The organism is Mariniflexile ostreae, from assembly GCF_042427585.1.
GTDB lineage: Bacteria > Bacteroidota > Bacteroidia > Flavobacteriales > Flavobacteriaceae > Pseudalgibacter > Pseudalgibacter ostreae.
In genome coordinates this window covers 23,887-48,118 of record NZ_JBHMFC010000074.1, presented here as the reverse complement: position 1 = coordinate 48,118, position 24,232 = coordinate 23,887, and the positions used below count along the sequence as shown (strand labels likewise).

The 24,232-nt window shown below is 38.1% G+C and carries 13 protein-coding genes; all 13 read left to right on the top strand.

Annotated elements, in window-relative coordinates; translation table 11 throughout:
* Positions 1-50: 50 nt before the first annotated feature.
* The 13 genes from ACFFU9_RS11295 to ACFFU9_RS11235 all read left to right on the top strand — a co-directional run bounded on the left by ACFFU9_RS11295 (position 51) and on the right by ACFFU9_RS11235 (position 24,222).
* The gene (locus tag ACFFU9_RS11295) at positions 51-2,525 is read left to right on the top strand and encodes a sulfatase-like hydrolase/transferase (protein ID WP_379861547.1); all 2,475 of its coding nucleotides are present in this window, start codon (positions 51-53) and stop codon (positions 2,523-2,525) included.
* Between the two features lie 52 nt (positions 2,526-2,577).
* Positions 2,578-3,969 (top strand): right-handed parallel beta-helix repeat-containing protein, encoded by a 1,392-nt coding sequence (locus ACFFU9_RS11290; RefSeq protein WP_379861546.1) that lies wholly within the window; start codon positions 2,578-2,580, stop codon positions 3,967-3,969.
* Positions 3,970-4,298: 329 nt separating this feature from the next.
* A complete protein-coding gene (locus tag ACFFU9_RS11285) occupies positions 4,299-6,800 on the top strand; it encodes a glycoside hydrolase family 95 protein (RefSeq protein ID WP_379861545.1) in 2,502 nt (833 codons plus the stop codon).
* Between the two features lie 46 nt (positions 6,801-6,846).
* Positions 6,847-9,282 carry a carbohydrate-binding protein gene (locus ACFFU9_RS11280; RefSeq protein WP_379861544.1) on the top strand — a complete coding sequence of 812 codons (2,436 nt, stop codon included), beginning with the start codon at positions 6,847-6,849 and terminating at the stop codon, positions 9,280-9,282.
* Positions 9,283-9,376: 94 nt separating this feature from the next.
* Positions 9,377-10,660 (top strand): putative glycoside hydrolase, encoded by a 1,284-nt coding sequence (locus tag ACFFU9_RS11275; protein ID WP_379861543.1) that lies wholly within the window; start codon positions 9,377-9,379, stop codon positions 10,658-10,660.
* 108 nt (positions 10,661-10,768) lie between these two features.
* Complete coding sequence (locus tag ACFFU9_RS11270; RefSeq protein ID WP_379861542.1) at positions 10,769-12,025, top strand: putative glycoside hydrolase; 1,257 nt, start codon at positions 10,769-10,771, stop codon at positions 12,023-12,025.
* A gap of 60 nt (positions 12,026-12,085) precedes the next feature.
* Positions 12,086-13,894: an arylsulfatase gene (locus ACFFU9_RS11265; RefSeq protein ID WP_379861541.1), complete on the top strand. Its 1,809-nt coding sequence runs from the start codon at positions 12,086-12,088 to the stop codon at positions 13,892-13,894.
* Between the two features lies 1 nt (position 13,895).
* Positions 13,896-15,860, top strand: a complete 1,965-nt coding sequence (locus ACFFU9_RS11260; protein ID WP_379861540.1) for an SGNH/GDSL hydrolase family protein — start codon at positions 13,896-13,898, stop codon at positions 15,858-15,860.
* A gap of 7 nt (positions 15,861-15,867) precedes the next feature.
* Complete coding sequence (locus ACFFU9_RS11255) at positions 15,868-17,496, top strand: glycoside hydrolase family 172 protein (protein ID WP_379861539.1); 1,629 nt, start codon at positions 15,868-15,870, stop codon at positions 17,494-17,496.
* A 21-nt stretch (positions 17,497-17,517) separates the two neighbouring features.
* Positions 17,518-19,167: a sialate O-acetylesterase gene (locus ACFFU9_RS11250; protein ID WP_379861538.1), complete on the top strand. Its 1,650-nt coding sequence runs from the start codon at positions 17,518-17,520 to the stop codon at positions 19,165-19,167.
* A 10-nt stretch (positions 19,168-19,177) separates the two neighbouring features.
* Entirely contained in the window at positions 19,178-20,740 is a 1,563-nt protein-coding gene (locus ACFFU9_RS11245; protein WP_379861537.1) for a sulfatase-like hydrolase/transferase, read from the top strand.
* Between the two features lie 200 nt (positions 20,741-20,940).
* Complete coding sequence (locus ACFFU9_RS11240) at positions 20,941-22,398, top strand: hypothetical protein (RefSeq protein WP_379861536.1); 1,458 nt, start codon at positions 20,941-20,943, stop codon at positions 22,396-22,398.
* A gap of 357 nt (positions 22,399-22,755) precedes the next feature.
* Positions 22,756-24,222, top strand: a complete 1,467-nt coding sequence (locus ACFFU9_RS11235) for a right-handed parallel beta-helix repeat-containing protein (RefSeq protein WP_379861535.1) — start codon at positions 22,756-22,758, stop codon at positions 24,220-24,222.
* Positions 24,223-24,232: the final 10 nt, after the last annotated feature.

Sequence of the window (24,232 nt, the reverse complement as noted above, 5' to 3'; positions counted from 1 at the left end):
TTTTTTTATTAAGTTTTTTTTAAAGTAAAAAGTTGAATATGGGTGATTTTATGAGGTTCAAAATAGAGCTTTTGTTAAAGAGAGGTTTATTCTTTTTTATGTTGGGTTGTCAATCGATTGTGTTTGCACAAACAGCCGAGGAGCAAGAGATCCTCGACACATTTGAGCATATAGAAACAGTAGTTTATAAAACGGTAGATGGTGTAACATTAGATATGACCATTTTCTACCCGAATGCTGAAAGAGTCCAGCAAAAACAACCGTGGATGCTTCATGTGCACGGCGGAGGATGGGCTGGTGGAAGTAAGTATAATATTTTGAAAAAACCGTTTTTAGGCAGTTTGAGAACCTTGCTGGATCATGGTGTGGTATGTGCTTCCATACAATATAGGCTAGCGCGTGGTAATACTAATGCTTACGATGCTGTTGTAGATGCTAAGGATGCCGCTCGTTTTCTCCTAAAAAACAAGGAGAAGTATCAGCTGGATGAAGAACGTTATGGAATTTGGGGAGGCTCGGCAGGTGGGCATTTAAGTTTGGTAACTGCTTTGGGTAAGGATTCTGATTTTCAGGGAGATAATCGGCTCTCAGGGGTTTCTCCACAGTTTAAATGTGTGGCGTCTTATTTTCCTTTTACATCACTGGTGCATAACGACTTAAGGCCTGGGTCTATTTTTGAAGATGGGACGCTTTTTGAACGGCTTTTAGGTGCGCCACTAAGTGATAAGCCCGAATTGGCTAGGCTGCTTAGTCCAACCGAATTACTAGAAAAAAACAGTCCTCCTATTTTATTATTGCATGGGGATCAAGATACCACATTGCCAATAATTAATGCTACTTATATGATGGAGGTGGCGAAGAAAAAAAAGGCAGATGTCGAGTTATTGACTGTTAAAAATGGTGGACATAGTTTTCACGGTTCCAATATATCCCCGTCTATAGATTCGATAAATAATCATGCAGCCAATTTTATGCTTTCACATTTGAAAGGAGAAAAGCTCGCATCAAAAGTTAAAAATATTAAGGCAGCTAAGCAAAGGCCTAATGTGGTTATTATTTATACCGATGATCAAGGTTATGGTGATGTAAGCGCTCTTAATCCGAATGCTAAATTTCAAACACCACATATGGATAAAATAGCCAATGAGGGAGTGGTTTTTACAGATGGACATAGTAGTGATGCTGTTTGTACACCTTCTAGATATAGTTTGCTAACAGGGCGTTACAGCTGGAGAACTAGCTTAAAAGAGAATGTATTACGTGCAGATGGCCCGTGTTTAATCGAAAAGGACCGAATGACTATTGCTTCCTTGCTTAGAGATAAAGGATACAGTACAGCGATGATTGGTAAGTGGCATCTTCAGATGGAGTTTGTAGGAGATTCCAAAACAGGCGGCCGCGATTGGTCGAAGCCTTTTACAGACGGCCCTATTGAAAAAGGCTTCGATTATTTTTTTGGTATTGCAGCATCCATGAATTATGGAATTTTAACATATCTGGAAAATGATCGTGTTTTAGATCCTCCCACATTATATACTAAAAAGAAAATGGATGTTACCCCACGCACGTATAGGATGACACCGCCATATCAAGAGGAAAAAGCTAAGGGCTATGTTGAGGTTGCACCTTCCTTTAATGATGAACTGGTGCTGGAAACTTTTGCAAATAAAGCAGTGGCGTATATCAATGCTGCTGCAAGTGAGGCTAAGTCTGGAAAACCTTTCTTTTTGTACTTGCCATTAACAAGTCCGCACCTACCACATAGTACACATCCCGATTTTCAAGGGCGAAGTAATTGTGGCAATTACGGCGATTTTATGGAGGAAACAGATTATCGCGTTGGTCAGGTCTTAGAGGCTTTAAAAGCAAATGGACTTGAAGAGAATACCTTGGTTATTTTTTCCTCTGATAATGGTGCCGAAAGCAATTACATTTATCAACGCGATACATTTCAGCATTACAGTTCTATGAATTTTAAGGGAGGTAAAAGGGATATTTACGAAGGTGGCCATCGTGTTCCCTTTTTAATGCGGTGGCCTAATGGGATTGATGCAGGAACAACTGTTGATGCTCCGGTCTGTCAAACCGACTATCTAGCCACCATAGCAGATATTGTTGGGGCAAAACTCCCTGATAATGCAGGAGAAGATAGTTATAGTCTCTATCCCTTGCTTCAAAAGGACCATTCTAAAGGTTATGATGCCGATAGAGCAGTTATTCATCATTCGTTTACGGGACATTTTGCCATACGAAAAGGCAAATGGAAATTGAATATGTTAAGAGGTTCGGGGGGCTCATTGAAACCTGTAATCGTAAATCCAAAAGCGGGTGAAGCGCTCTACGAGCTTTATAATATGGAAGAAGATCCTTCCGAAACAAATAATCTCTATTTTGAGTATCCTGAAGTCGTGACCAAACTAAAAAAGGAGATTACAGAGATTATTGAAAATGGAAGATCAACTCCAGGAGTTCCACAGGAATTTGTAAAAGATAATTGGGAACAACTCACGTGGATGGAGTTTTAATGGGGTTAAAGCAGTTTGTGAAAATAGAATATAAATTTAAAAACAGGATGTTATGAGAAACTTTCAGAAGCTAGTTAGTAGGAAACTGCTAAATAACATAGGCTATAGCTTGTCGTTTTTTGTTGTTCTTTTAGTTTTTACTACAATGTGCTTGAGTTTTAAAGCCGAGGATAAAGCAGTAATGCACACCTCTAAAATAGAGGTCTCTACATTAGCGGCCTTACGCGATGCTGTGCAAAAGAGTAATCAAATGATTGTTATGGCACCAGGGAGCTATACCCTTACAAGTCTTCCAGAAGGTTCGAGAAAGCTTGTTTGTTCGGGCTCTAACAATTTAATAGATTTGTCTGGTGTGTATGTAAAAGTACCTGTTGGCGCTATTAAAGAAAGCTATATCGTTATTTCAGGGAATCATAACACTTTCAAGGGCGGAACTTTTGAGGATGCTTATGTAAACGGACTTAAAGAGGTTACAGATTTTAGTCGTTACAATCAAGACCGTTCTACTTTGGCTTTCGGATTAAAAGGACAGGCGGTATTAAGTGTTACAGGAAATGATAACATCATCTTAAACACCAAATTAACGGTAAGAGGGTCTTTTCCATACGGTTATGGTAGTATTTATGGTATTGGGCGCGACAATGTATTTGGTTTGGATAAACGTTGTGGTATCTTAATTAATGGAAAGCGAAATACGGTAGATGGCTGTGAAGTGCAGCAAGAAGCTTTCGGGCACGGTATTTATATGCAACAACCTGCCGATGAAACGCTTATAAAAAACACCCTGGTAGAGGGGCGGATGCGGCCTAGCGCAGATTTGTATGAGGAAACGCACCCTAAAGACTTACCCGTGAGGTCTGATTATATGACCAAGGGAAAGCCAATTCCAAAAAATGTTATGTATCCTCTATCAGAGGACGGTATCAGGGTTTATACCCATGGTGGGAGTGTTATAGTAGAGAATTGTACAGTTAAAAAGATGAGAGGGGGTATAAGAGTGTATTTGGCCAGCAAGGCTACGGTTACCAATTCTATAGCGGTAGATTGTGGTGCGACAAACTTCAACCTCCCTAAAAATGGAAAAATCACGGGGTCGTCTGGGAATTTTACTTATGCGCCTTTAAGTGATTTTAGGTTGTCTAGATCACATCAGGATATAGAGCTAACCATACTGCCTTCGCCAAATGCAGTTGGACCTCATAATCTTGCAGATGTTTTAGGGGATAACCATCATATTGTTTTACACCGTAGCGAAGGCCCTATAGACCAGAATCTTAGACCAATTGTGGTGAAGGGTAAGCATTCTTCCATCCGTAATGAAACGGAGTATCCCATTGTTTTGGAGCCATCAGCAAGTAACAATACGATTGTAAGTTTTGGGAAGGTTACCGATCATGGCACTAATAATAAGATTACTCAAATAGAACAGGTTCAAGGGGATTAACTATAAATACCCCCAAGTGTGCCAATAGGATAACAGTGGCTATTGGGCTATAGAGCGGGGGTGATTAATACGCTTTTCTTTATTTTGTAAACGAGAAAGGGAGTAATGTCGCCAAAACATATTTAAAATTTTAATTTATAAACTAAAAGTGATAGTTTATAGGAAATGAATTATAGTTTATAAACAAAAAGATAGTGTATGCTATTTTTGTTATCTCGTTAATTCTGGTTTCTTTGAATTTAAATGACTTTTTGTAAAAACGATGTTGTCTCCAGTGTTAAAAAGAATTAAAGTATATCCTAGGTTATAAAACATTAAAAAACAAACAGATGAAACGCATTTTGTACATTTTTATTTTTGCATTATTGGGTACTGGAAAAGGGTACTCTCAAGATAAGGGGGCCTTAACACTTTGGTATGATGCACCAGCTGCCGATTGGAACGAAGCTTTGCCTTTAGGCAATGGACGTTTGGGGGCTATGGTATTTGGAAACCCTTCAAAGGAAAATATTCAATTGAATGAAAATACATTGTGGGCAGGTGGCCCGCATCGAAACGACAACCCAGAAGCTAAGGCGTCTTTAGAGACGATTAGAGCTTTAATGTATAAAGATCAATATCAAGACGCTCATAACTTAGCTAATGATAAATTTATATCGAATATTTCTCATGGTATGCCTTATGAGACCGTTGGGAATTTACGTCTTAATTTTTCAGGACATGATCATTTTTCTAACTACTATCGTGAATTGGATATTGAAAATGCCGTTAATAAAATGTCTTATACCGTAGATGGTGTAGAGTTTCAACGTGAAATATTTACTTCGTTTACAGATCAAGTTATTGTTATTAAGTTAACAGCAAATAAAAAAGGGAAAATCAATTTTTCGGCAACCATGGATCGTCCTGCGCCTTCTAAAGTCACGGTTTCTACAGAAGGAAATAAGGTGTTAAAAATGATTGGTTTTGGTAGCGATAATGTGAGCAATAGAATTAAAAATGGTAAGCCTATTAAAGGTCAGGTTGAATTTCAGTCCAGATTGAAAATCGTGCCAGAGGGTGGGAAAGTAAGCGCTAATGGCCATACATTGTCGGTCTCTAATGCGAATGCTGCCATTCTTTACGTTTCTATTGCTACCAATTTTGTTAATTATCAGGATATTAGTGCCAATCCACATAAAAAAGCAAGCGATTATATTAAGGCCGCCGAAAAAAAATCGTTTAAAGATTTATGGGATAGTCACACGGCTTTTTATAAATCATTTTTTAATAGAGTTGCCCTTGATTTAGGACAAACAGAAGCCAGTAATAAACCAACAGACCTTAGAATAAGAGATTTTAGTACCAGTGATGATCCTGCTCTTGCGGCATTGTATTTTCAATTTGGGCGCTATCTTCTTATTTCGTCTTCGCAACCTGGAGGGCAGCCAGCGAATTTACAAGGGCTTTGGTGTAATGACTTATTGCCTCCATGGAAAAGTGCCTATACGCTAAATATCAATACCGAAATGAATTATTGGCCTGCCGAGCTAACAAACCTAAGCGAGATGCACGACCCCTTAATTGAGATGGTAAAAGACCTCTCTGTAACCGGACGTAAAACAGCGCAAGATATGTATGGAGCTGATGGGTGGGTAACGCATCATAATACAGATATCTGGCGTATTTCTGGACCTGTAGATGGTGCTACGTGGGGGATGTGGACCTCAGGAGGTACTTGGTTAAGTCAACATTTATGGGAAAAATACATGTTTAATGGTGATTTGAACTATTTACGCTCTGTATATCCCGCAATGAAAGGGGCTTCTGAATTTTGCTTAAGCTTTTTAAGCGAAGAACCCGAAAACGGTTGGTTGGTAATATCGCCTTCCACATCGCCAGAAAATCGACCAGCCCATCATCCTAATATGGTAAATATCGCCTATGGTGCAACTATGGATAATCAATTGGTTTTTGATATGCTTACCAAAACCGCGCAGGCAGCAAAATTGTTAGGAACAGATGCGGCATTAATCCAAACAATTAAACAAACTCTTGCCAAACTTCCTCCGATGCAAATTGGTCAACACGGGCAATTACAAGAATGGTTGAAAGATTGGGATGATCCAGAAGATAAACATCGTCACGTATCTCATTTGTATGGACTGTACCCTTCAAATCAAATCTCACCATATAAGAACCCTAAATTGTTTGAAGCTTCTAAAAATACGCTCATCCAAAGAGGCGACCCTTCAACAGGCTGGTCCATGAACTGGAAAATTAACTTATGGGCTCGTTTGTTAGATGGTAACCATGCTTATAAGCTGATGAAAGATCAAATAAAGTTAGTAGGTAGTGATAATCCTAAAAAAGAAGGAGGAACCTATGCCAATATGCTAGATGCACATCCTCCTTTTCAAATTGATGGTAATTTTGGCTTCACTTCTGGTTTAACCGAAATGTTGGTACAAAGTCATGATGGTGCTATTCAGTTAATTCCAGCACTTCCTGATGTTTGGAAGGATGGAAGTGTAAAAGGATTACGAGCTAGGGGTGGTTTTGAAATTGTATCTTTAGAGTGGGAAAATGGAAAGGTGGTAAAAGCGGTTATTAAATCGACTTTAGGTGGTAACTGCCGTGTGCGTTCTTACAGCGAATTAATATTAGAAAACAAGGAGAATACTGTTCAGGCTTTAGGACAAAACGCCAATCCGTTTTATCAAACACCTGATATCAAAGCGCCTTTAACTTCCAAATCTGCTCAGCTAAATGAGGTGGTTTTAAAACCATCGTTTTTATACGATATCGAAACTGTAGCGGGGCAAGAAATTGTTTTGATAAAAAAGAAGTAAAATAGAACAAAAAGCTAAGAATAGGTGTTAAGCAACGGTTTATAAAATGAAAAACAAAGAAATTCAAAATGGTTTATTGATTTGTATGCTTTTGTTACTTCCGTTAATTTCATTTGCGGGACAAACAGTATTTTATGTAGCTCCCAATGGTTCAGATGCCAATCCCGGAACACAAAAACAGCCGTTTCAAACCTTTACTAGGGCTAAGGCAGCGGTATCCAAGCTGATTCCTTCCATGGCGGGCGATATTATAGTCTACTTTTCAAGTGGAGACTATGTCTTTGAGGATGAGGTGGTGTTTACTCCTGCTGATGGAGGTAAAAACAACCACCGTGTTATATATCGCGCTTACCAAGATGCTAAACCTGTATTTACCGGTGCTACTAAGGTTTCTGGTTGGAAAAAGTTTAATAGCAAGGTGTATCAGGTGCATTTGGATCATCCAGAGAAACTTCGTTCTCTATTTATAAATGGTAAAAGGGCTTACATGGCCAGTCAGTCTGTTAAGGTGAAGGAAGGCTGGGGTACCTTTGAGGTTAAAAAAGGTCAAGCAGATTGGGCATGGATCGATGGTTCTACTATCGATGGTGTTCAAATTGCCCTGCATGAGCTTCCTGAGCTTACGAATAAGCAGGATATAGAAATTTTACGCAATACGAAGTTTAATTCGCACATTCTTGGAATTCGGGATATTACATCTTCTCAAGGCCATTGGGTTTTTAAGTTTCAGCAACCTTATGGAGCCATGGCTCTCCATATTAAATATGGGGCCTATCATCCATCTGGCCAACAGGTTGTTTACAATGCCTTTGAGCTTCTTGATGAGCCCGGTGAATTTTATTTTGATAGGAAAAATAAAATTTTGTTTTATATGCCGCGTGAGGGTGAGGATTTAGAAACGGCGGAAGTCTATGCGCCTCGTCATGGCAGCTTGATTACCATTCAAGGAAAATCAAAGTCAGAACGAGTACATAACCTCAGCTTTGAAGGACTTACTTTTGCTTACACAGAAGCTGTTCTCCCTGAAGTAGGGGGCTCTGTGGGTAAATCTACGGTGCAAGCAGCAACATTTGTTCGTGGTTTTGATGAACCAAACTGGCATACAACCGCGTATCGAGCGTACGATGCCATGCCTAGTGCCATTAATGTAAGCGGTGCACAACATATTCAATTTAAAAACAATGTCTTTAAGCATGTGGGTAACGAGGGTATTGGTTTTATCAATGATGTTACCGATAGTCAATTTGTAGGGAATCTTTGTTATGATATTGGTGGTGGTGCCATTCAGGTTGGCCATCCGCAGCATGTTTACGAGGGGGATAGTCATGATTATGCAAGATATTCGCCAGAAGAAGAGGGGGTTTGTCGTAATATACTCGTTGAAAACAATGTGTTGTACGATATGACGACCATGTTCTATGGCCACGCTCCTATCACTGCTTATTTTGTAGACGGCCTAAAGATTGTTAAAAATCATATTCAAAAAAGTAATTATTCTGCGGTTAGTGTGGGCTGGGGTTGGAATAATTTTGATGAAATATCAGTTCCAAATAATCCAACCACAACCGCTCGAAATAATGTTTTTAGCTATAATCGCGTGTACGATTGTATGAATATGTTACATGATGGCGGTGCTTACTATACGCTTGGCAGCCAGCCCAATTCTACTTCAGATGGGAACTATGTAAAAGCAGCAACCACTCATTTTCAAGGGGTGTATCACCCTGATGAGGGAACGGCTTGGTATACAGGTAAAGACCATGTTTTTGAAGTGCGGCCAGATCAAGATATTTTCGAACTGAACAAATGGCGTAATAAACATGATAATCATTATCGTAACATTTACACGACCTCTAAGGAGATGAAGCTTGGTGCTCCCAATTGCACAGTAACCGACATACATGTGGTTCCGAATGCCGATTGGCCAGATGAAGCTTTATCCATTATAAGGGCAGCTGGGGTTGAAGAAAACTATCATCATCTGCTTGAAGTGATTCCGGAAATCGTATTTGAAAACGGAAAACGTTATGACACTAAAACGCAAATTGTAAGTCTAACTACCAAAGCTAGTCAGCATGCCGCTCCAATTTCAGGGAGTCGTTATGAGGCAGAACAGGCGCAGTTAAGTAATCGTGTTAAGTTGGATAAACATTACTCTGGTTTTTCTGGAACAGCTTATATGAGCGGGTTTTATAACAAGAAGGGGGCGAAAATAACCTTTTCTGTAACGGCAGAAGAGATGGGGACATACGACGTTATTTTACGATATGCGGCTGGTAATAAAGATTGTGATAATATTGGGGTTTATGTGAATGGTGAGAAAAGTGAGCGGCTCAAGATCAAATCAACAGGAGGCTGGCAGGTTTGGGAAAATCATGCCATTTCGGTTTTTTTGAAATCGGGAAAAAACACGATAACTTTTAAAACGGAATCTAAATCGGAGAACGTCGTCCATATGGATTTTATTCAAGTTTTAAATTAAGGTATATATAGTTGGGCTAGATTTTGTTTTTTAAGTAAAAAGAGAAACATCAAATCCTTAAAAAAGAATTGTAATAGCGTTGCTATTAAGAGAAATGAAAAATATAATTAAATTAAGTATTACTATGAAGCAATTAAATAAATCGGGTAGAAAGTATGCCAATTACGATCTAAAAGCTACAAAAAAGCGAATCATTAATACGATTGGTGTTTTAAGTATTGTTTTAGGCTTAAGTGCGTGCGGGTCTACAAAATCCGTATTAAAAACAAGTGATGGAACCCCTTTTAAAACGAACCCATTATTCCCGAAATTTAGTTGGGAAACCACACCCATGTACTACCATTTTGGTGATATTGACCGTGTTCTAGAACCAGATGAGGTTCAATTTATAGCTAATAAAACCGACTTTATATGTATCGAAAAATCACACGGTTTTCGCCAACTTGGAGACCAAGTGCTAGGAACAAAACATGAAGTGGAAGCATTTCATAAAGTTAAACCAGAGTCTAAAGTATTATTCTATTACAATTCGTATGTAGCTTGGCCTTTCCCAAGATTTAATCATGAGCTTACTCCAGAGGGCATCGCTAAAAACAAAACACTGGCCAAATTCTTAGAAGTTAATCCAGAAACTGGTAAATTCAAGGAAAAAACGAATGGCCCTGCTTTTTCGTATTATTTTGATTGTTTAAATCCTGATTTTCGTAAATGGTGGGTGGCATCCGCTGTTGAGGGTGTGAAGATTTCTGGTGCCGATGGCATTTTTATTGATCGTATGAATGTAGATGTAAATGCAGATTACCCTCTTGATAAACTAGCAGAAATAGCAGTAGCCAAAGGTGAAATGATGGCTAACTTGAAAAAAGAAATGGGCCCGGATAAACTGTTGATTGGTAACAACGCCGCTAACACTAAAGAGGTTTTCCCTTCTTGCGACGGTTTCATGTTCGAGCATTATAATAATGCTGTTATGAGTAAAGAAAGCCTTTTAAGAGATTGGGAAGATATGCTTCGAATTTCTAAAGCAGGAAAAATGTCGATTTACCGTTTCGGGGCCAAGGGCAAAGGAAAGGCAGATATTACCCTTGGTGCAACAGGTACTGAAGGTATTGAGCAAAAGTCTAAGGATCAGTTGGAATATTACTTGGCTTGTTACCTTATTGGTGCACAGCCGTACTCGTATTTTCAATGGAATTGGGGCTGGAATTTAGATGATGGCAATTTGGTAGATTACCCTAAACTCAATAAGCCACTAGGAAGTCCAAAAGAAGCTTATAAGCGTGTTAATCCTGAAGAATGGATCTTTACCCGTGAATTCGAGCACGCGAGTGTTTGGCTGGATACAGAGGCCAAAAAAGCTAAGATTACGTGGAAATAAACATGGTCTTAATTTAAATAAAACAGCATGTGCTTTACTTGCTCATAATGTAAGGGTTTGGGTAAATGATAACTTATAGAAGAACAAAGGCTTTAAATAGTATAAAAAATGAAAATACAAACATTTAAATGTAATACAAAAGAACAAATTACCAAAATCGTAATATTGTTTATAATTTTTCTATCGTTGTCGTTTTCTGCTAATGTGGTAGCGCAAGAGTCACAAAAGGAGGCCGGTAATGCCATTTATGTTACAAGTGATGGCAGTCCGTTTAAATCGAAGGCGTATTTTCCAAAATTCAGTTGGAAAACGACACCGATGTACTATCATTTTGGAGATATTGATAGCGTTCTGAAACCCGAAGAAACAAAATTTATAGCACAAAGAACCAATTTTATTTCTATGGAAAAATCACATGGATTTAATTTACTTGGTGATGCTGTTTTGGGCACAAAACAAGAAGTGGAAGCGTTTCATAAAGTAAAACCAGGTATTAAAGTACTGTTTTATTACAATTCATTTGTGGCGTGGCCTTTTACACGATTCAATAAAGATCTTACACCAGAAGGGGTTGCTAGTAAAAAGGAAACTACTAAATTTTTAGTCAATCATCCGAAAACGGGTAAATTGATGGAAAAAACAAATGGGCCAGCATTTACATATTATTTTGATTATTTAAATCCTGATTTCCGAAAATGGTGGGTAGAACAGGCTTTTGAAGGTGTTGCAGTTTCAGGCGCTGATGGAATATTTATTGATCGCATGAACCCAACGGGCCAGTCGGGGTATTTTCCAGATAAAGATCCGGAAATTAGGCGTGCAAAAGCAGAAATGATGGCTGCCTTAAAAGAAAAGCTGGGTCCTAATAAAATAATTATTGGAAATAATGCTGCCGACAATGCAGCTGTTTTTCCTTTTTGTGATGCCTTTATGTTCGAACATGCTAATCCAACGCGCCTCACTAAAGAAAATTTGCTTAAAGAATGGAACGACATGCTTATGGTTGCAAAAGCAGGGAAAATGTCCATTTACCGTTTTGGGGCAAAAGGTAAAGGGAAAACCGATATCACTATTGGAGCCATAAATACGGATGGTATTGAACAAAAATCCAAAGATCAATTAGAATACTATTTGGCTTGCTACCTAATTGGCGCACAACCGTATTCATATTTTCAATGGAACTGGGGATGGAATTTAGAAGATGGCAACCTCATTGATTATCCTGAACTCAATAAACCATTAGGGAGTCCTAAAGAAGCATTTAAACGGGTAAACCCCAAAGGATGGGTCTTTACTCGCGAATTTGAACATGCCAGTGTTTGGTTAGACACCGAGACAAGAAAAGCTAAAATTACTTGGAAATAATTTTAAGTGATGGTCAGGTAGAAGTAGTTTAATTACAATTATAAATAATTTATATATAAAATGAAAACGGCCAATTTATCTAAAGTGCTATTGCTTTTATCTGTTTTTTTAGGTTTTTATGCAGTAGTTGCTCAAACAAAACAGAAACCCAATGTTATTATTGTTATTACCGACGATCAAGGGTATGGGGATTTAGCATGTACAGGAAACCCTATTGTAAAAACACCGCATTTAGATAAGTTCTATAATAAAGCGGTTCGTTTAACCGATTTTCATGTCGCTCCTACCTGTGCCCCTTCTCGGTCGGGATTAATGACTGGGCGTTATGCAAATAGAGTAGGGGTTTGGCACACCATTGGTGGTGTATCCATTCTGCGTGAAAAAGAAGTGACTATGGCGACTATTTTTCAAAACAATGGTTACGAAACAGCTCTGTTTGGTAAATGGCATTTAGGTGATAATTATCCGTCACGGCCACAAGATAAAGGGTTTAAATATGCCTTATCTCATGGCGGTGGTGGTGTAGGGCAAACTCCAGATTATTGGAATAATGATTATTTTGATGATACCTATTTTGAAAACGGAGTGCCTAAAAAAATGGAAGGCTATTGTACCGATGTTTGGTTTGGGGAAGCCATAAACTATATTGAAAAGAATAAAGACCAACCGTTCTTTTGTTATATATCGGCTAATGCACCGCATCTTCCATTTAATGTTCCTAAGGAATATTACAACATATATAAAAATGAAGCCATTCCAGAAGACATGAAAGTGTTCTATGGCATGATTACCAATGTGGATGATAATTTCAAACGACTTCAAGACAAATTGAAGGAATTGAAATTAGAGGATAATACCATCATTATCTTTATGACAGATAATGGTACGGCTACAGGATATCAAGAAGTTAATGGTGAGATGGTTGGTTATAATGCTAATATGAAGGGGATTAAAAATAGTGAGTACGAAGGCGGGCATAGAGTGCCATTTTTTATCTCCTATCCAGCGGGCGGTATTTCAGGCGGAAGGGATGTTAATACCATGTTAGCCCATTTAGATGTATTGCCTTCATTAGCCACAATTTGTAATTTAGAAATGCCTGAATTAGACTTAGATGGTAGTGATATTTCTTCTTTATTATGGAATAAAGATGCGGTTTTCAAACGCGATTATTTAATTACAGATTCGCAGCGTGTTCAAGAACCCATTAAATGGCGAAAAAGCGCCGTGATGTCCGATAAAATGCGCTTAGTTAATGGCACAGAATTATATGATATTGCTACGGATCCAGGTCAAAACAACGATTTAGCAACTCAATTTCCAGAGACCGTTACCAAAATGCGTGGGTATTACGAAGAGTGGTGGCGCTCAGTATCTACCGAGTTCAATCAGTTTCCAGTCATAATTGTAGGTTCAGAAAAAGAAAACCCTATAATACTTACGTGTCATGACGTACATGTTCATGATTCTACAATCCCATGGAATCAAGATTATGTTAGAGAAGCTAAATTAAATCCCATTGGAGGTGAATTCACCCTTGAATTTGAACGTGATGGTATTTATGAAATTGAAGTGAGCCGCTGGCCATTTGAGTCGGGTTTAAAGATTAATGAAGGCGTTGCCGGTAGAAAAGCAACGACCTATGTTGAAGCCATATCTGAAGGGAAAGCCATGGACTTTAAGAAGGCTGTCGTGAAAATTGGTGGATGGAAAGAAGAAAAATTAGTGCAAGCAGAAGACCAATCTGTTAAATTTAAAGGAAACTTTACCAAAGGTAAAACGGCGATGTCCTCATGGTTTATTGATAATGATAACAATGAAATTGGTGCCTTCTATTTTAAATTAACTAGAATAAGTGCCTTAAATTAGAATGAAAGATAAAAAACTATTTATAGTCATTTTTGTAGCATTTTTCACTTTTTCGTGGGGTTTTGCGCAAAATAATAATGATGAAACCGTTAAAACCAATTGGAAGGGTTTTGAGCGCCTTCATTTTAAAATTGAAGGAAAAGCGGCCTTTTTAACGCGTCCTGAAAAACCCTTACCAGGAAACCCATGGTTATGGCGAGGGCGTTTTCCAGACTATCATGCCGAAATAGATAGTATGCTTTTAGCAAAAGGCTTTCATGTTGCTTATATAAATACGGACAATCAATTTGGAAGTCCGAAAGCCGTTGCCGTTTGGAGTGAATTTTACACGCATCTTACAAGCACTTATAAATTACAAGCTAAAGTGGCTTTACATGGGCACAGTCGTGGGGGCTTATTCATCTACAACTGGGCAAAAGAAAATGCCGAAAAAGTGGCCTGTATATATGCCGATGCTGTGGTATGCGATTTTAAAAGTTGGCCAGCAGGTTTTGGTAACAGCAAAGGAGGCAAAAAGGAATGGGAAGTGTTAAAAGCGGAATATGGCTTTAAAAATGATGCCGAAGCCAAAGCATACAAAAATAACCCCATTGATAATTTAGAAGCTCTAGCAAAAGCCAAAGTGCCTATTCTGCATACTGTAGGGCTGCATGATGAAGTGGTTCCTCCAGATGAGAATTCGTTGTTATTAGTGAATAATTACATCCGTTTAGGTGGCACAGCCACGGTTTCACCGTGTCGTTCGGGCATTCAAAAATCGAAAGGGCATCATTATGATATTGATGACCCAGAAATGGTAGTCGATTTTATTCTGAAACACAGCACAAAAAACGGCCCATTGAATGCATCAAATTACCACAACATCCGAAGTGGATTGCAAAATAGCTACATTCAATTTCAGCGCAATAAAAAAGGCCGTGTTGCTTTTCTTGGAGGGTCTATTACGCATAATGGCGGTTGGCGCGACAGTATCTGTAACTATTTAAAAAACAAATTTCCAGAAACCGAATTTGAGTTTATAGCAGCGGGCATTCCTTCTATGGGAACAACGCCTGGAGCATTCCGATTAGAACGCGATGTATTATCAAAAGGAAAAATTGATTTGTTGTTTGAAGAAGCGGCTGTAAACGATGCTACTAACGGGAATACCGCAACCGAACAAATTAGAGGAATGGAAGGCATTGTGAGGCACATGCGCAAATCAAATCCAGAGGTTGATATCGTGATGATGCATTTTGTAGATCCCGATAAAATGGAAACCTACCGTTCTGGAAAAGAACCGGAAGTCATTAGCAACCATAATCGTGTTGCGGAGCATTATGGTATTCCCACCATAAATTTAGCCTTGGAGGTTACTGAAAGAATCGATAAGGGGGAATTTACATGGCAAAATGATTTTAAAAATTTGCACCCTTCTCCGTTTGGACAAGGCATTTATGCGCATTCTATGATTCAGTTTTTGGAAGATGCGTTTAGTGGACCTATTGATGATGACGATAAAATAGCCGCCAGAAACTTACCAAAACCTTTAGATGCTTTTAATTACGAAAACGGTGTTTTGTTGGATATTTTAACTTTAAAATTAAGAAAAGGCTGGAAAGTTGATCCCGTATGGAACCCGAAAGATGGCAAAGGTACTCGGCACAATTATATAGATGTTCCAATGTTGATAAGTGAAACCCTGGGTAGTTTATTAAAAATCCCGTTTGAGGGAAACACCGTGGGGATTGCAGTGGCAGCAGGACAGGATGCCGGCAGTATTGAATACCGCATAGATAAAGGGCCATGGCAAAAACGAAATCTTTTTTTAAAATGGAGTAAATCGTTGCATTTACCATGGTATTTTACTCTGGCAAGTGGTTTAGAAAATAAAAAACACGTTTTAGAATTAAAAATAGCTAACGAAAAAGATAACCAAAGTAATGGACATGCGTGTAGAATACGTTATGTGTATGTAAATAAATAATAATCAAATGAAATCGGTTTTAAGCATTCTTTTATTAATTTTTATACTTTCAGCATCCGCTCAAAATGCAGAGAAAGTAACCATGGAATCTTTATTAAAAGAGATGGTGGATCGGGATGCTATAGCCCGGTTTCCCAAAAATAATTTTAGATTAAAACAAGCGAGTAGTTACAATAGAGCTTCTGTAAAGCCAGAGGACTCGGTGGGATGGTTTACAAATCACGATTATAATAAAGGAGAAGGAGACCACAATTTTATTAGAACAGAAGAAACTAATGGTGAAAAAGAATGGGTGTTAATGGATCACGTTGGTTCGGGGGCGCTTGTACGCGTTTGGACGCCATGGCTTAATCAATTGGAAGCAGGTAGTGATGTAATAGTTCGTATTTATTTAGATGGTAATCCTAAACCCGTACTAGAAGGTAATATGGTTAGCCTTTTTGATGGTACAGGTCTTTTCCCTTATCCGTTTGCACACCCTTCTTTGCGCTCAGGAGTTTCGTTTTTTCCAATACCTTATGCTAAAGGTTGCAAAATTACAGCATTAAAGGAGCCTTTCTTTTTTCAATATACGTATAGAGAATATGATGAAAATGCTTCTGTAAAAACCTTTACTATGCACGATTTTAACAAAGCAAAACCACTTATAGAAAAAATTGGAAAGCAACTTTCAAAGCCACAAAACACTAAAGAAGGTGAAATGGTTTCAATCAAAGCGAAGCTGAAGTCTAATAAAGAAGCATCCGTTGCTCTGCCTAATGGAACAGCAGCAGTGCGTTCTCTCGTTCTTAAACTAGACGATTATAAAGATCCGGCAACCATGCGCTCTGTAGTTTTAAAAATGGAGTTCGATGGGCAAGAAACCGTTTGGACTCCTATTGGTGATTTCTTCGGAACTGGTATTGGTTTAAATCCAGTAAAAGGGTGGTATCAAACCGTAGAAGATGATGGTACTATGTCTTGTCGTTGGGTGATGCCTTATCAAAAGTCGGGTAAGATTACCGTTTTAAACTTAGGAAAGAAATCAGTAAATGTTCAGCTTGAAGCAACCATAGGCGATTGGAAATGGGATCGTGCAAGTATGTATTTTAATGCCGCATGGCGCGGACAATACCCCGTACCAACCCGTCCGTTTTCCGATTGGAATTATGTTACCTTAAAAGGACGTGGTGTTTATGTAGGTGATGCTTTAACAATAATGAACCCTGTTAAAAGATGGTGGGGTGAAGGTGACGAGAAAATTTGGGTTGATGGCGAAGATTTTCCATCCATTTTTGGAACAGGAACAGAAGATTATTACGCCTATTCCTGGGGAGGACGCAGTACCGAATTTTATGAACATCCGTTTCATGCACAACCGCGTTCGTATGTTTATAATAAATTAAATCCTAAAACTACAAACGAAAAAAACACGTCAGGTTATAGTACGGAAACACGAACACGTGCCTTAGATGGTATGCCTTTTGAAAGTTCCTTACAGTTAGATATGGAAGTGTGGAGCGGCACCGATTGCGATATGGGTTACGGTGTAGGCGTTTACTGGTATGGCGATGCTAATACAACATCAAATCGAGTTCCAGATGAAAAGGAGGTTTTAAACATACCGCCTTTACCAAAAGAATTTCCTAAAAATTAATTGTATTTGAGGTAATAATATATGATGAACAGTATAAAAGTAAAATTCAGCTATATAGTTTTTTTTGTATTGATTTTCAATACTGCTTTTGCTTTTGAAATAGAATTGCCTAGTATCTTTTCTAATGGCATGGTTTTACAACAAGGTCAAAAAGTACCCGTTTGGGGAACTACAAAAGCTCATGCGGTAGTCGAAGTGTTTTTTGCAGAACAAAAAAAGAAAATAAAAGCAGATGCGCAGGGTAACTGGCGTGTTGATTTAGATGCGTTAAAAGCCTCAAGCAAATCACGAGCTTTAACAATTACCGCTCAGTATAATAATGAGGTAACTACTTTAAAGTTAGTGGATGTTTTGGTTGGTGAAGTTTGGCTTTGTAGCGGACAATCTAACATGTACCGACCTTTTAGGATGTTAATAGGGGAAGCTGTAGAACCTAAATATGAACCTATTGCTGACTATTTGCGTAATGAAGCGGCTACTGCAAACGATCCGTTATTTCGACAGTTTAAAGTGGGCCAAGATTTTAGTGTTTTTGAAGAAAAAACAAAAGGCAGAGGGGCGTGGTCTAAAGCCATTCCAGGGCAGGTGAATGAGTTTTCGGGGACTGCTTATTTTTTCGGAAGGGAATTACGTCGTAAACTAAATGTTCCTGTAGCTGTTTTGAGTTGTAATTTAGGAGCCACTAAAATTGAGCCCTGGATGCCGTTAAGTGCTTATCAATCAAACGAAAGGTTAGAAGTTATTTACAATAAAGAGCTGGCCATTTACAGCACGCAATTGGCTACGTGGGAAGATGCTAAAGTAAATGCGACGTATCAACAAACACTCACAGCATGGGAAGCAGAAGTGAAACAGTCCGAGTTAGAGGGAAGTCGTACACCAATAAAACCACGAAAGCCTGTACATCCTAGCCGTGACAGACAAATACCAACCACACTGTATAATGCGATGGTGCATCCTTTGATTCCTTTTGCCATTAAAGGTGCTATTTGGTATCAAGGTGAGAGTAATACGAGTAATTTTCCTGAAGATTATGGTTTAAAGCTTTCGGCGCTTATTGAAAACTGGAGAACAGCGTGGGGACAAGATACTTTGTATTTCTACTATTGTCAATTAGCAAATTATAAAATGCCTAATGAGCAACCTGTGGGCGACGACGATGGCTGGGCCGTATTATCAGATCAAATGCGTCGCGTACTTAAAGTGCCCAATACTGGCATGGCGGTATTGAACGATGTTGGAGAAGCAAAAGACATTCATCCAAAGAATAAAATAGATGTAGGAAAGCGTCTTTCTTTATGGGCTTTAAATCAAGCGTACGGAAAAAAGCTTGTGTTTAGCGGTCCTTTATATCAAAATTCAGAAATAAAAGGGTTTAAAATTGTTGTTGCTTTTAATCATGTTGGATCAGGCCTTATGGTTGGAGAAAAGCATTTGATGAATCCTGCTGTTCCAATTGACGCTCCTTTAAAAGGTTTTCAAATTTGTGGAAAAGAAGGGCAATGGAAATGGGCAAAAGCTAAGATTATAAGTAAAAATAAAATTGAAGTATGGCACGACGACATACAAAACCCTATAGAAGTACGGTATGCTTGGTCGTCTAACCCAGAAGGTGCAAATCTATATAATAAAGAAGGCTTGCCAGCCTCCTTGTTTAAAACTCAGCATTAAAACAGTGTTTATGCAATATGTAAATAAAATCTTGTTTTTTAGTTTATTTCTGTTGTTTTTTTTGGCTCATGGGCAATCTGAAAATACAATCAGACAACAAAGCGGCTCTAAAGACAAAACGAAACCTAATATTATTTTTCTTATGACAGACGATCAACGATGGGATACTATGGGCTGTTATGGAAGGCCAGAGTTCAATACACCAAACATTGATAAGTTATCAGAAGAAGGCGTAACATTCGATAATGCGTTTTATGCAGTTGCTATATGTATGCCTAGTCGCGTAACCATGATGACGGGTCGTTATAATTCCAATCATAGGGTTGGGTTTGTGGCTCCTGATGATTATACATTGTCGCAAGCAGATTTTGCTCAAAGCTATCCTGCAATACTTAAAAATGCAGGCTATCGTACAGGTTTTATTGGGAAAGTAGGATTTACGGTAAGTGAAAAGGCAACGCGGCCAAGTACCCCAAAAGAGCCATTTTATAAAGAACATTTAAGCAATACTTTCGATTATTTTGCTGGAAGTGAAACTTACGATTGGAAGGGGCATGTGGTTTGGCCAGAAAATGATGTGGTGTTACAGGATATTTTTAAGGAGGGACGAAAAAATTCAGGAAGAACATTGCGAACCGGTGAGGCCATGCTTCACTTTATAGATACCCAACCCAAAGACCAACCGTTTTGCTTGTCGGTTAGTTTTTATGCTGTAAAGCACGATAAAGACAGGGACGTGTATATGCCCCATTATGAGCAATTTAAAGATCATGATTTTTCAATACCCGATAACTGGGTGGCGGGAGACAATCCCGTGTTGCCAAAAGTAGTAAAAGAAAATGCTAGAGGGGTGTATTTGCACAGGCAAAGGTCGTCTACCCCAGAAATGTACCAAGGTCTTGTTCGTCGTTTCGCTACACAAGGTTATACTGTAGATGATCAGGTTGGATTATTGGTAGAAAAGCTTAAGGAAAAAGGCATGCTTGAAAACACAGTAATTATTTATACTAGTGATAATGGACGTTTTCAAGGGTCGCACGGATTGTTCGATAAATGTCTTCTGTATGAAGAGTCTGTTAAAGCGCCACTCATTATATATGATGGACGCATGCCAGTATCTAAACGGCAACGCCGTGAAAACGCCTTGGTTTCATCTGTAGATATGGCTTCTACAATAGTGTCTTTAGCAGGTTTAGAGCCCTCAAATTTGATGCAAGGAAAAGCTATTACTGCGGTTTTAAATCAAACTCAAGACATGTCGCAATGGCGTGATGCAGTCTTTATGGAAGATTTGTTTTTAGTCGACATGTTTAAAGAACGTTATGAAAAAAACGTAGATGAAATAAACCAAAGTTTGATAGACCGTAATAAGTCTTATCGAGCGCATGGTGTGCGAACTGAACGATGGAAGTATTTTGTGTATTATGAACATACGCCAAAAATTGAAGAACTCTATGATTTAGAAAAAGACCCACTAGAACAGCAAAATTTGGCGAACCGTCCAGAGCATACCGTTATTTTGAAGAAGCTGAGGGCGCGTACAGAAGATTTATACCGCAAGGCAATTCAATAAAGTAAGAAAACGGATATCAGTATAATAATATATCGATATTGTTCGATGGTAAATATTACCGTTATTAAGGAGTCGATAATTCATAAAAATGAAATAAAAGAGGGGCGTGAATCGTCTATAATTCTAGATTAAACTACGGTTTTAACCCCTTAAGTATTTTTATAACTTTAAAATAATACTATTAAACCAGCTTAAAACATATGAATACATTTTCAATACATTTAAAACGTAATAAGTATAAAGGTCAATTAAAAACTCATAGACTACTTTTTTTTAGTTTTTTTCTTTTGATAGGCGTTATTTTGAATGCCCAAACTAAAGTGAGTTCACTCAAAGAATTATTACCTTACTTAAGCCAGAGTAATGTAAATGTGGTTTTAAAACCAGGCGTATACGCTATTTCAGCTAAAGATATTCATAATGGCCATTTTTCAAGCGCTACCGTTGTTAAAAACCACGCCAATGTGCTTTTTCTTTTTTCGGGTAATAACAGTACTTATGATTTTACAGATGTTGTTATTAATGTGAGTACAGAAGTGTTGAGTGCTTTTCCAAGTAAAACCGAAGAGCTATATGAGATTCAAATCATCGGGAATCATAACATTTTAAAAAACTTGACTATAGCCGATGTCGGTTCTGTTTACGATGCCCCAACAAGGCGTGCAACAAACATTGTTATGGATGGTGCAAGCAATAGGGTTGAAGGTTTTCATATTACCACAAAAGGATCTTACCCTTATGGTTATGGAGAGGCTTTTGGAAAGGGTGGAAAAAGTGTTATTAATCATAGAAAACATTCTTCTTTTTTAATTAGAGGAAATAAAAATCATGCAAAAAACTGCACCATCATACACCGCTCCTATGGGCACGCCATATTTATGCAAGCTGCAGATTGGCCTATTGTGGAAGGCTGTTATGTTGAAGGAGAAATGCGATCTACAGACGATATGTTAACAGAAAAAGGATCGGGATCTGATGCTGACAAAGTACGCTTTAAAACGGTTTTTGGGTACAGCTTGCCGAAGGGGTATATGATGTGTTTAGGCGAGGAGGGCATAAGGGCATATAATGGTGGAGAAACGATTATAGATGGTGTGACATACAACAGAGGAACTTCAAACCCAACGATTATTAACTGTACCGTTAAGAATATGAGGGCTGGTGTTACCTTAACACATGCAACAGGAAAAAAACATGTTTCAGGTACTACCGTTATTGGGTGTCAAAGAGGGTTTTGTATTGGTTCTGGTGATATTGTAGATTGCTATGCCGACACACAACATGGGCCCGCATTAGGTGTAGACTATCCAAATGATACGGGTATGAATGCAGAGATAACCTTATTGCCATACAAGGGCAAGTCTTATAATGGCAGTGGTCATGCTGCTATAATAATAGGAAATAATCATAAAATTATTTTAAAAAATGCCCTACAGCATGCCGATAAAAACTTAAAAATTAATATTGGCGGTGATAATAAAACTATTGGTATGCTTGAAAAAGATGAGAATTATCCAGCTTCAAACATCGTATTGCATAACTTTACGGGGTATCCTGTGGTTTTAGATGATAATAGCAAAAACTGTACAGGAGTGTCGGTGGGAGGGGTAACCGATCAAGGTTTTAATAACCATGTTTTTAAAATAGCTAAACCTTAATAATAGTGTTATTTGATACTCTGTAGCAGTTGGTTTGTTGGGGCCTAGCATCATAAAAAAATAAGTAAAAAGTGTTGCTTAAATAAGTTCCTTAAGGGAAGGTTCAGGAATTTGCTTTAGAGTAAATGTAAAATTCAGCTCTTTAACAATTCGGGCGTAAAGGTTTTAGTGGCTATGTTACATAAGCCCATATGTTAAAAAGTTTCATGTCTATAGGCCTAATTCTTTAAAATTAAAAGATTTTATACCCTAAGGTATTTGTTTTATAGTGATTGGATCATAATTTATATTAGAATGATAAGGTCTTAAGTATTTTTATCACTTTATATGCAATCTTATAAACTCAGCTAAAACCACATGTCTACATCTGTTAACAATTTAAAAAATATTAAAAAGTATACGTTTTCAAACGCTTATAGCATACTCCTTTTAGGGGTTTTTGTATTATCTGGATTAAAGCTTAATGCACAAACTGTGGTGCATTCATTACAAGAATTAAAGCCGTATTTAGATGATAATGGAGTTAACGTTAAAATGAAGCCGGGTGTATACACCATTACTGCCCAAGACGTTAAAAATGGACTGTATACGCAGGAAACTAAGATTAAGAACATTAGTAAAGTGTTGTTGCTTTTTGAGGGAAATAATAGTACTTACGATTTCTCTGGAGTAACCATTAATGTCGATACCAAGGTTTTTCAGGCGTTTGGTAACTTTCAGGTTTATGAAATCCAAATTATAGGAAACCATAATGTTCTTAAAAATTTAACCTTGGTAGATCAGGGGTCTGTTCACGACAATCCTACTAGAAGAGCAAACAATATTGTTATGGATGGCGCACATAATAGAGTCGAAGGTTTTAATGTTACAACCAAAGGGTCTTTTCCTTATGGGTATGGCGATGCTTTTGGTAAAGGGGGCAAGTTTGTTATTCCACATCAAAAGCATAGTGCCTGTTTGGTTCGTGGAGAGTCAAATCACTTAAAGAACTCAAAATTTACACATAGAAGTTATGGTCACTGTATTTTTATGCAAGCGGCAAACAACCCCATTATTGAAGGTTGTTATGTAGAGGGCGAGGTACGGAAAACAGACGCTATTTTAAAAGAAACTTCAGGCCCGGCTTTTGATGTCGATTTTATGACGGTTTGGGGCTATAGACTCCCAAAAGGCTATATGTTAAGTACTGGCGAAGCTGGTATTCGTGCTTATGATGGAGGGGAAACGATAATAGATGGACAGGTTTATAAAAGAGGCACTTCCAATGTAACGGTATTGAATTGTACTGTAAAAAATATGCGAACAGGTGTTACTATTGCACATGCTACAGGAAAAAAACGAGTAGAAGGTTGTGTTGCGATAGGTTGTGAAAACGGCTTTTCGTTAGGTTCTGGTGATTTAGTGAACTGTAAAGCCGATGTTACCCATGGCCCTGCTTACGCTTCCACATACGAAAGGGATAAAGCATATCATGCCGACATTACGCTCTTGCCCTCTAAAGAACCTTACTATAATGGGTCTGGAAATGTGGCATATATTGGTGGGAGTAAGCATAGAATAACATTTCGTGGCTCTAGTGAAGCACTAGAAAAAGGATTGAAAATTAAAGTGGGTGGAGATAAAAATAACATCAGATTATTACACGGTAATCTGCCAAATCAAAATGACTTTAAAGGCTTTGATTTTGAAATACATAATCTTACGCAATATCCAGTTGTTTTATCCGATAAAAGTAGTAGCGTTACAGGAAAATCTGTTGGGAAAATTAAAGATTCAGGAACGAATAATAAGGTTAAAGCAATAAAACTTTTAAGTAAAGAATAATAACGCACAC

What these genes read in the sequence shown, in the direction of transcription:
- ACFFU9_RS11235 (WP_379861535.1), top strand. Translation starts at nt 22,756, where the DNA reads ATGTCTACATCTGTTAACAATTTAAAAAATATTAAAAAGTATACGTTT.
- ACFFU9_RS11245 (WP_379861537.1), top strand. Translation starts at nt 19,178, where the DNA reads ATGCAATATGTAAATAAAATCTTGTTTTTTAGTTTATTTCTGTTGTTT.
- ACFFU9_RS11285 (WP_379861545.1), top strand. Translation starts at nt 4,299, where the DNA reads ATGAAACGCATTTTGTACATTTTTATTTTTGCATTATTGGGTACTGGA.
- ACFFU9_RS11250 (WP_379861538.1), top strand. Translation starts at nt 17,518, where the DNA reads ATGATGAACAGTATAAAAGTAAAATTCAGCTATATAGTTTTTTTTGTA.
- ACFFU9_RS11290 (WP_379861546.1), top strand. Translation starts at nt 2,578, where the DNA reads ATGAGAAACTTTCAGAAGCTAGTTAGTAGGAAACTGCTAAATAACATA.
- ACFFU9_RS11295 (WP_379861547.1), top strand. Translation starts at nt 51, where the DNA reads ATGAGGTTCAAAATAGAGCTTTTGTTAAAGAGAGGTTTATTCTTTTTT.
- ACFFU9_RS11265 (WP_379861541.1), top strand. Translation starts at nt 12,086, where the DNA reads ATGAAAACGGCCAATTTATCTAAAGTGCTATTGCTTTTATCTGTTTTT.
- ACFFU9_RS11280 (WP_379861544.1), top strand. Translation starts at nt 6,847, where the DNA reads ATGAAAAACAAAGAAATTCAAAATGGTTTATTGATTTGTATGCTTTTG.
- ACFFU9_RS11260 (WP_379861540.1), top strand. Translation starts at nt 13,896, where the DNA reads ATGAAAGATAAAAAACTATTTATAGTCATTTTTGTAGCATTTTTCACT.
- ACFFU9_RS11275 (WP_379861543.1), top strand. Translation starts at nt 9,377, where the DNA reads ATGAAAAATATAATTAAATTAAGTATTACTATGAAGCAATTAAATAAA.
- ACFFU9_RS11270 (WP_379861542.1), top strand. Translation starts at nt 10,769, where the DNA reads ATGAAAATACAAACATTTAAATGTAATACAAAAGAACAAATTACCAAA.
- ACFFU9_RS11255 (WP_379861539.1), top strand. Translation starts at nt 15,868, where the DNA reads ATGAAATCGGTTTTAAGCATTCTTTTATTAATTTTTATACTTTCAGCA.
- ACFFU9_RS11240 (WP_379861536.1), top strand. Translation starts at nt 20,941, where the DNA reads ATGAATACATTTTCAATACATTTAAAACGTAATAAGTATAAAGGTCAA.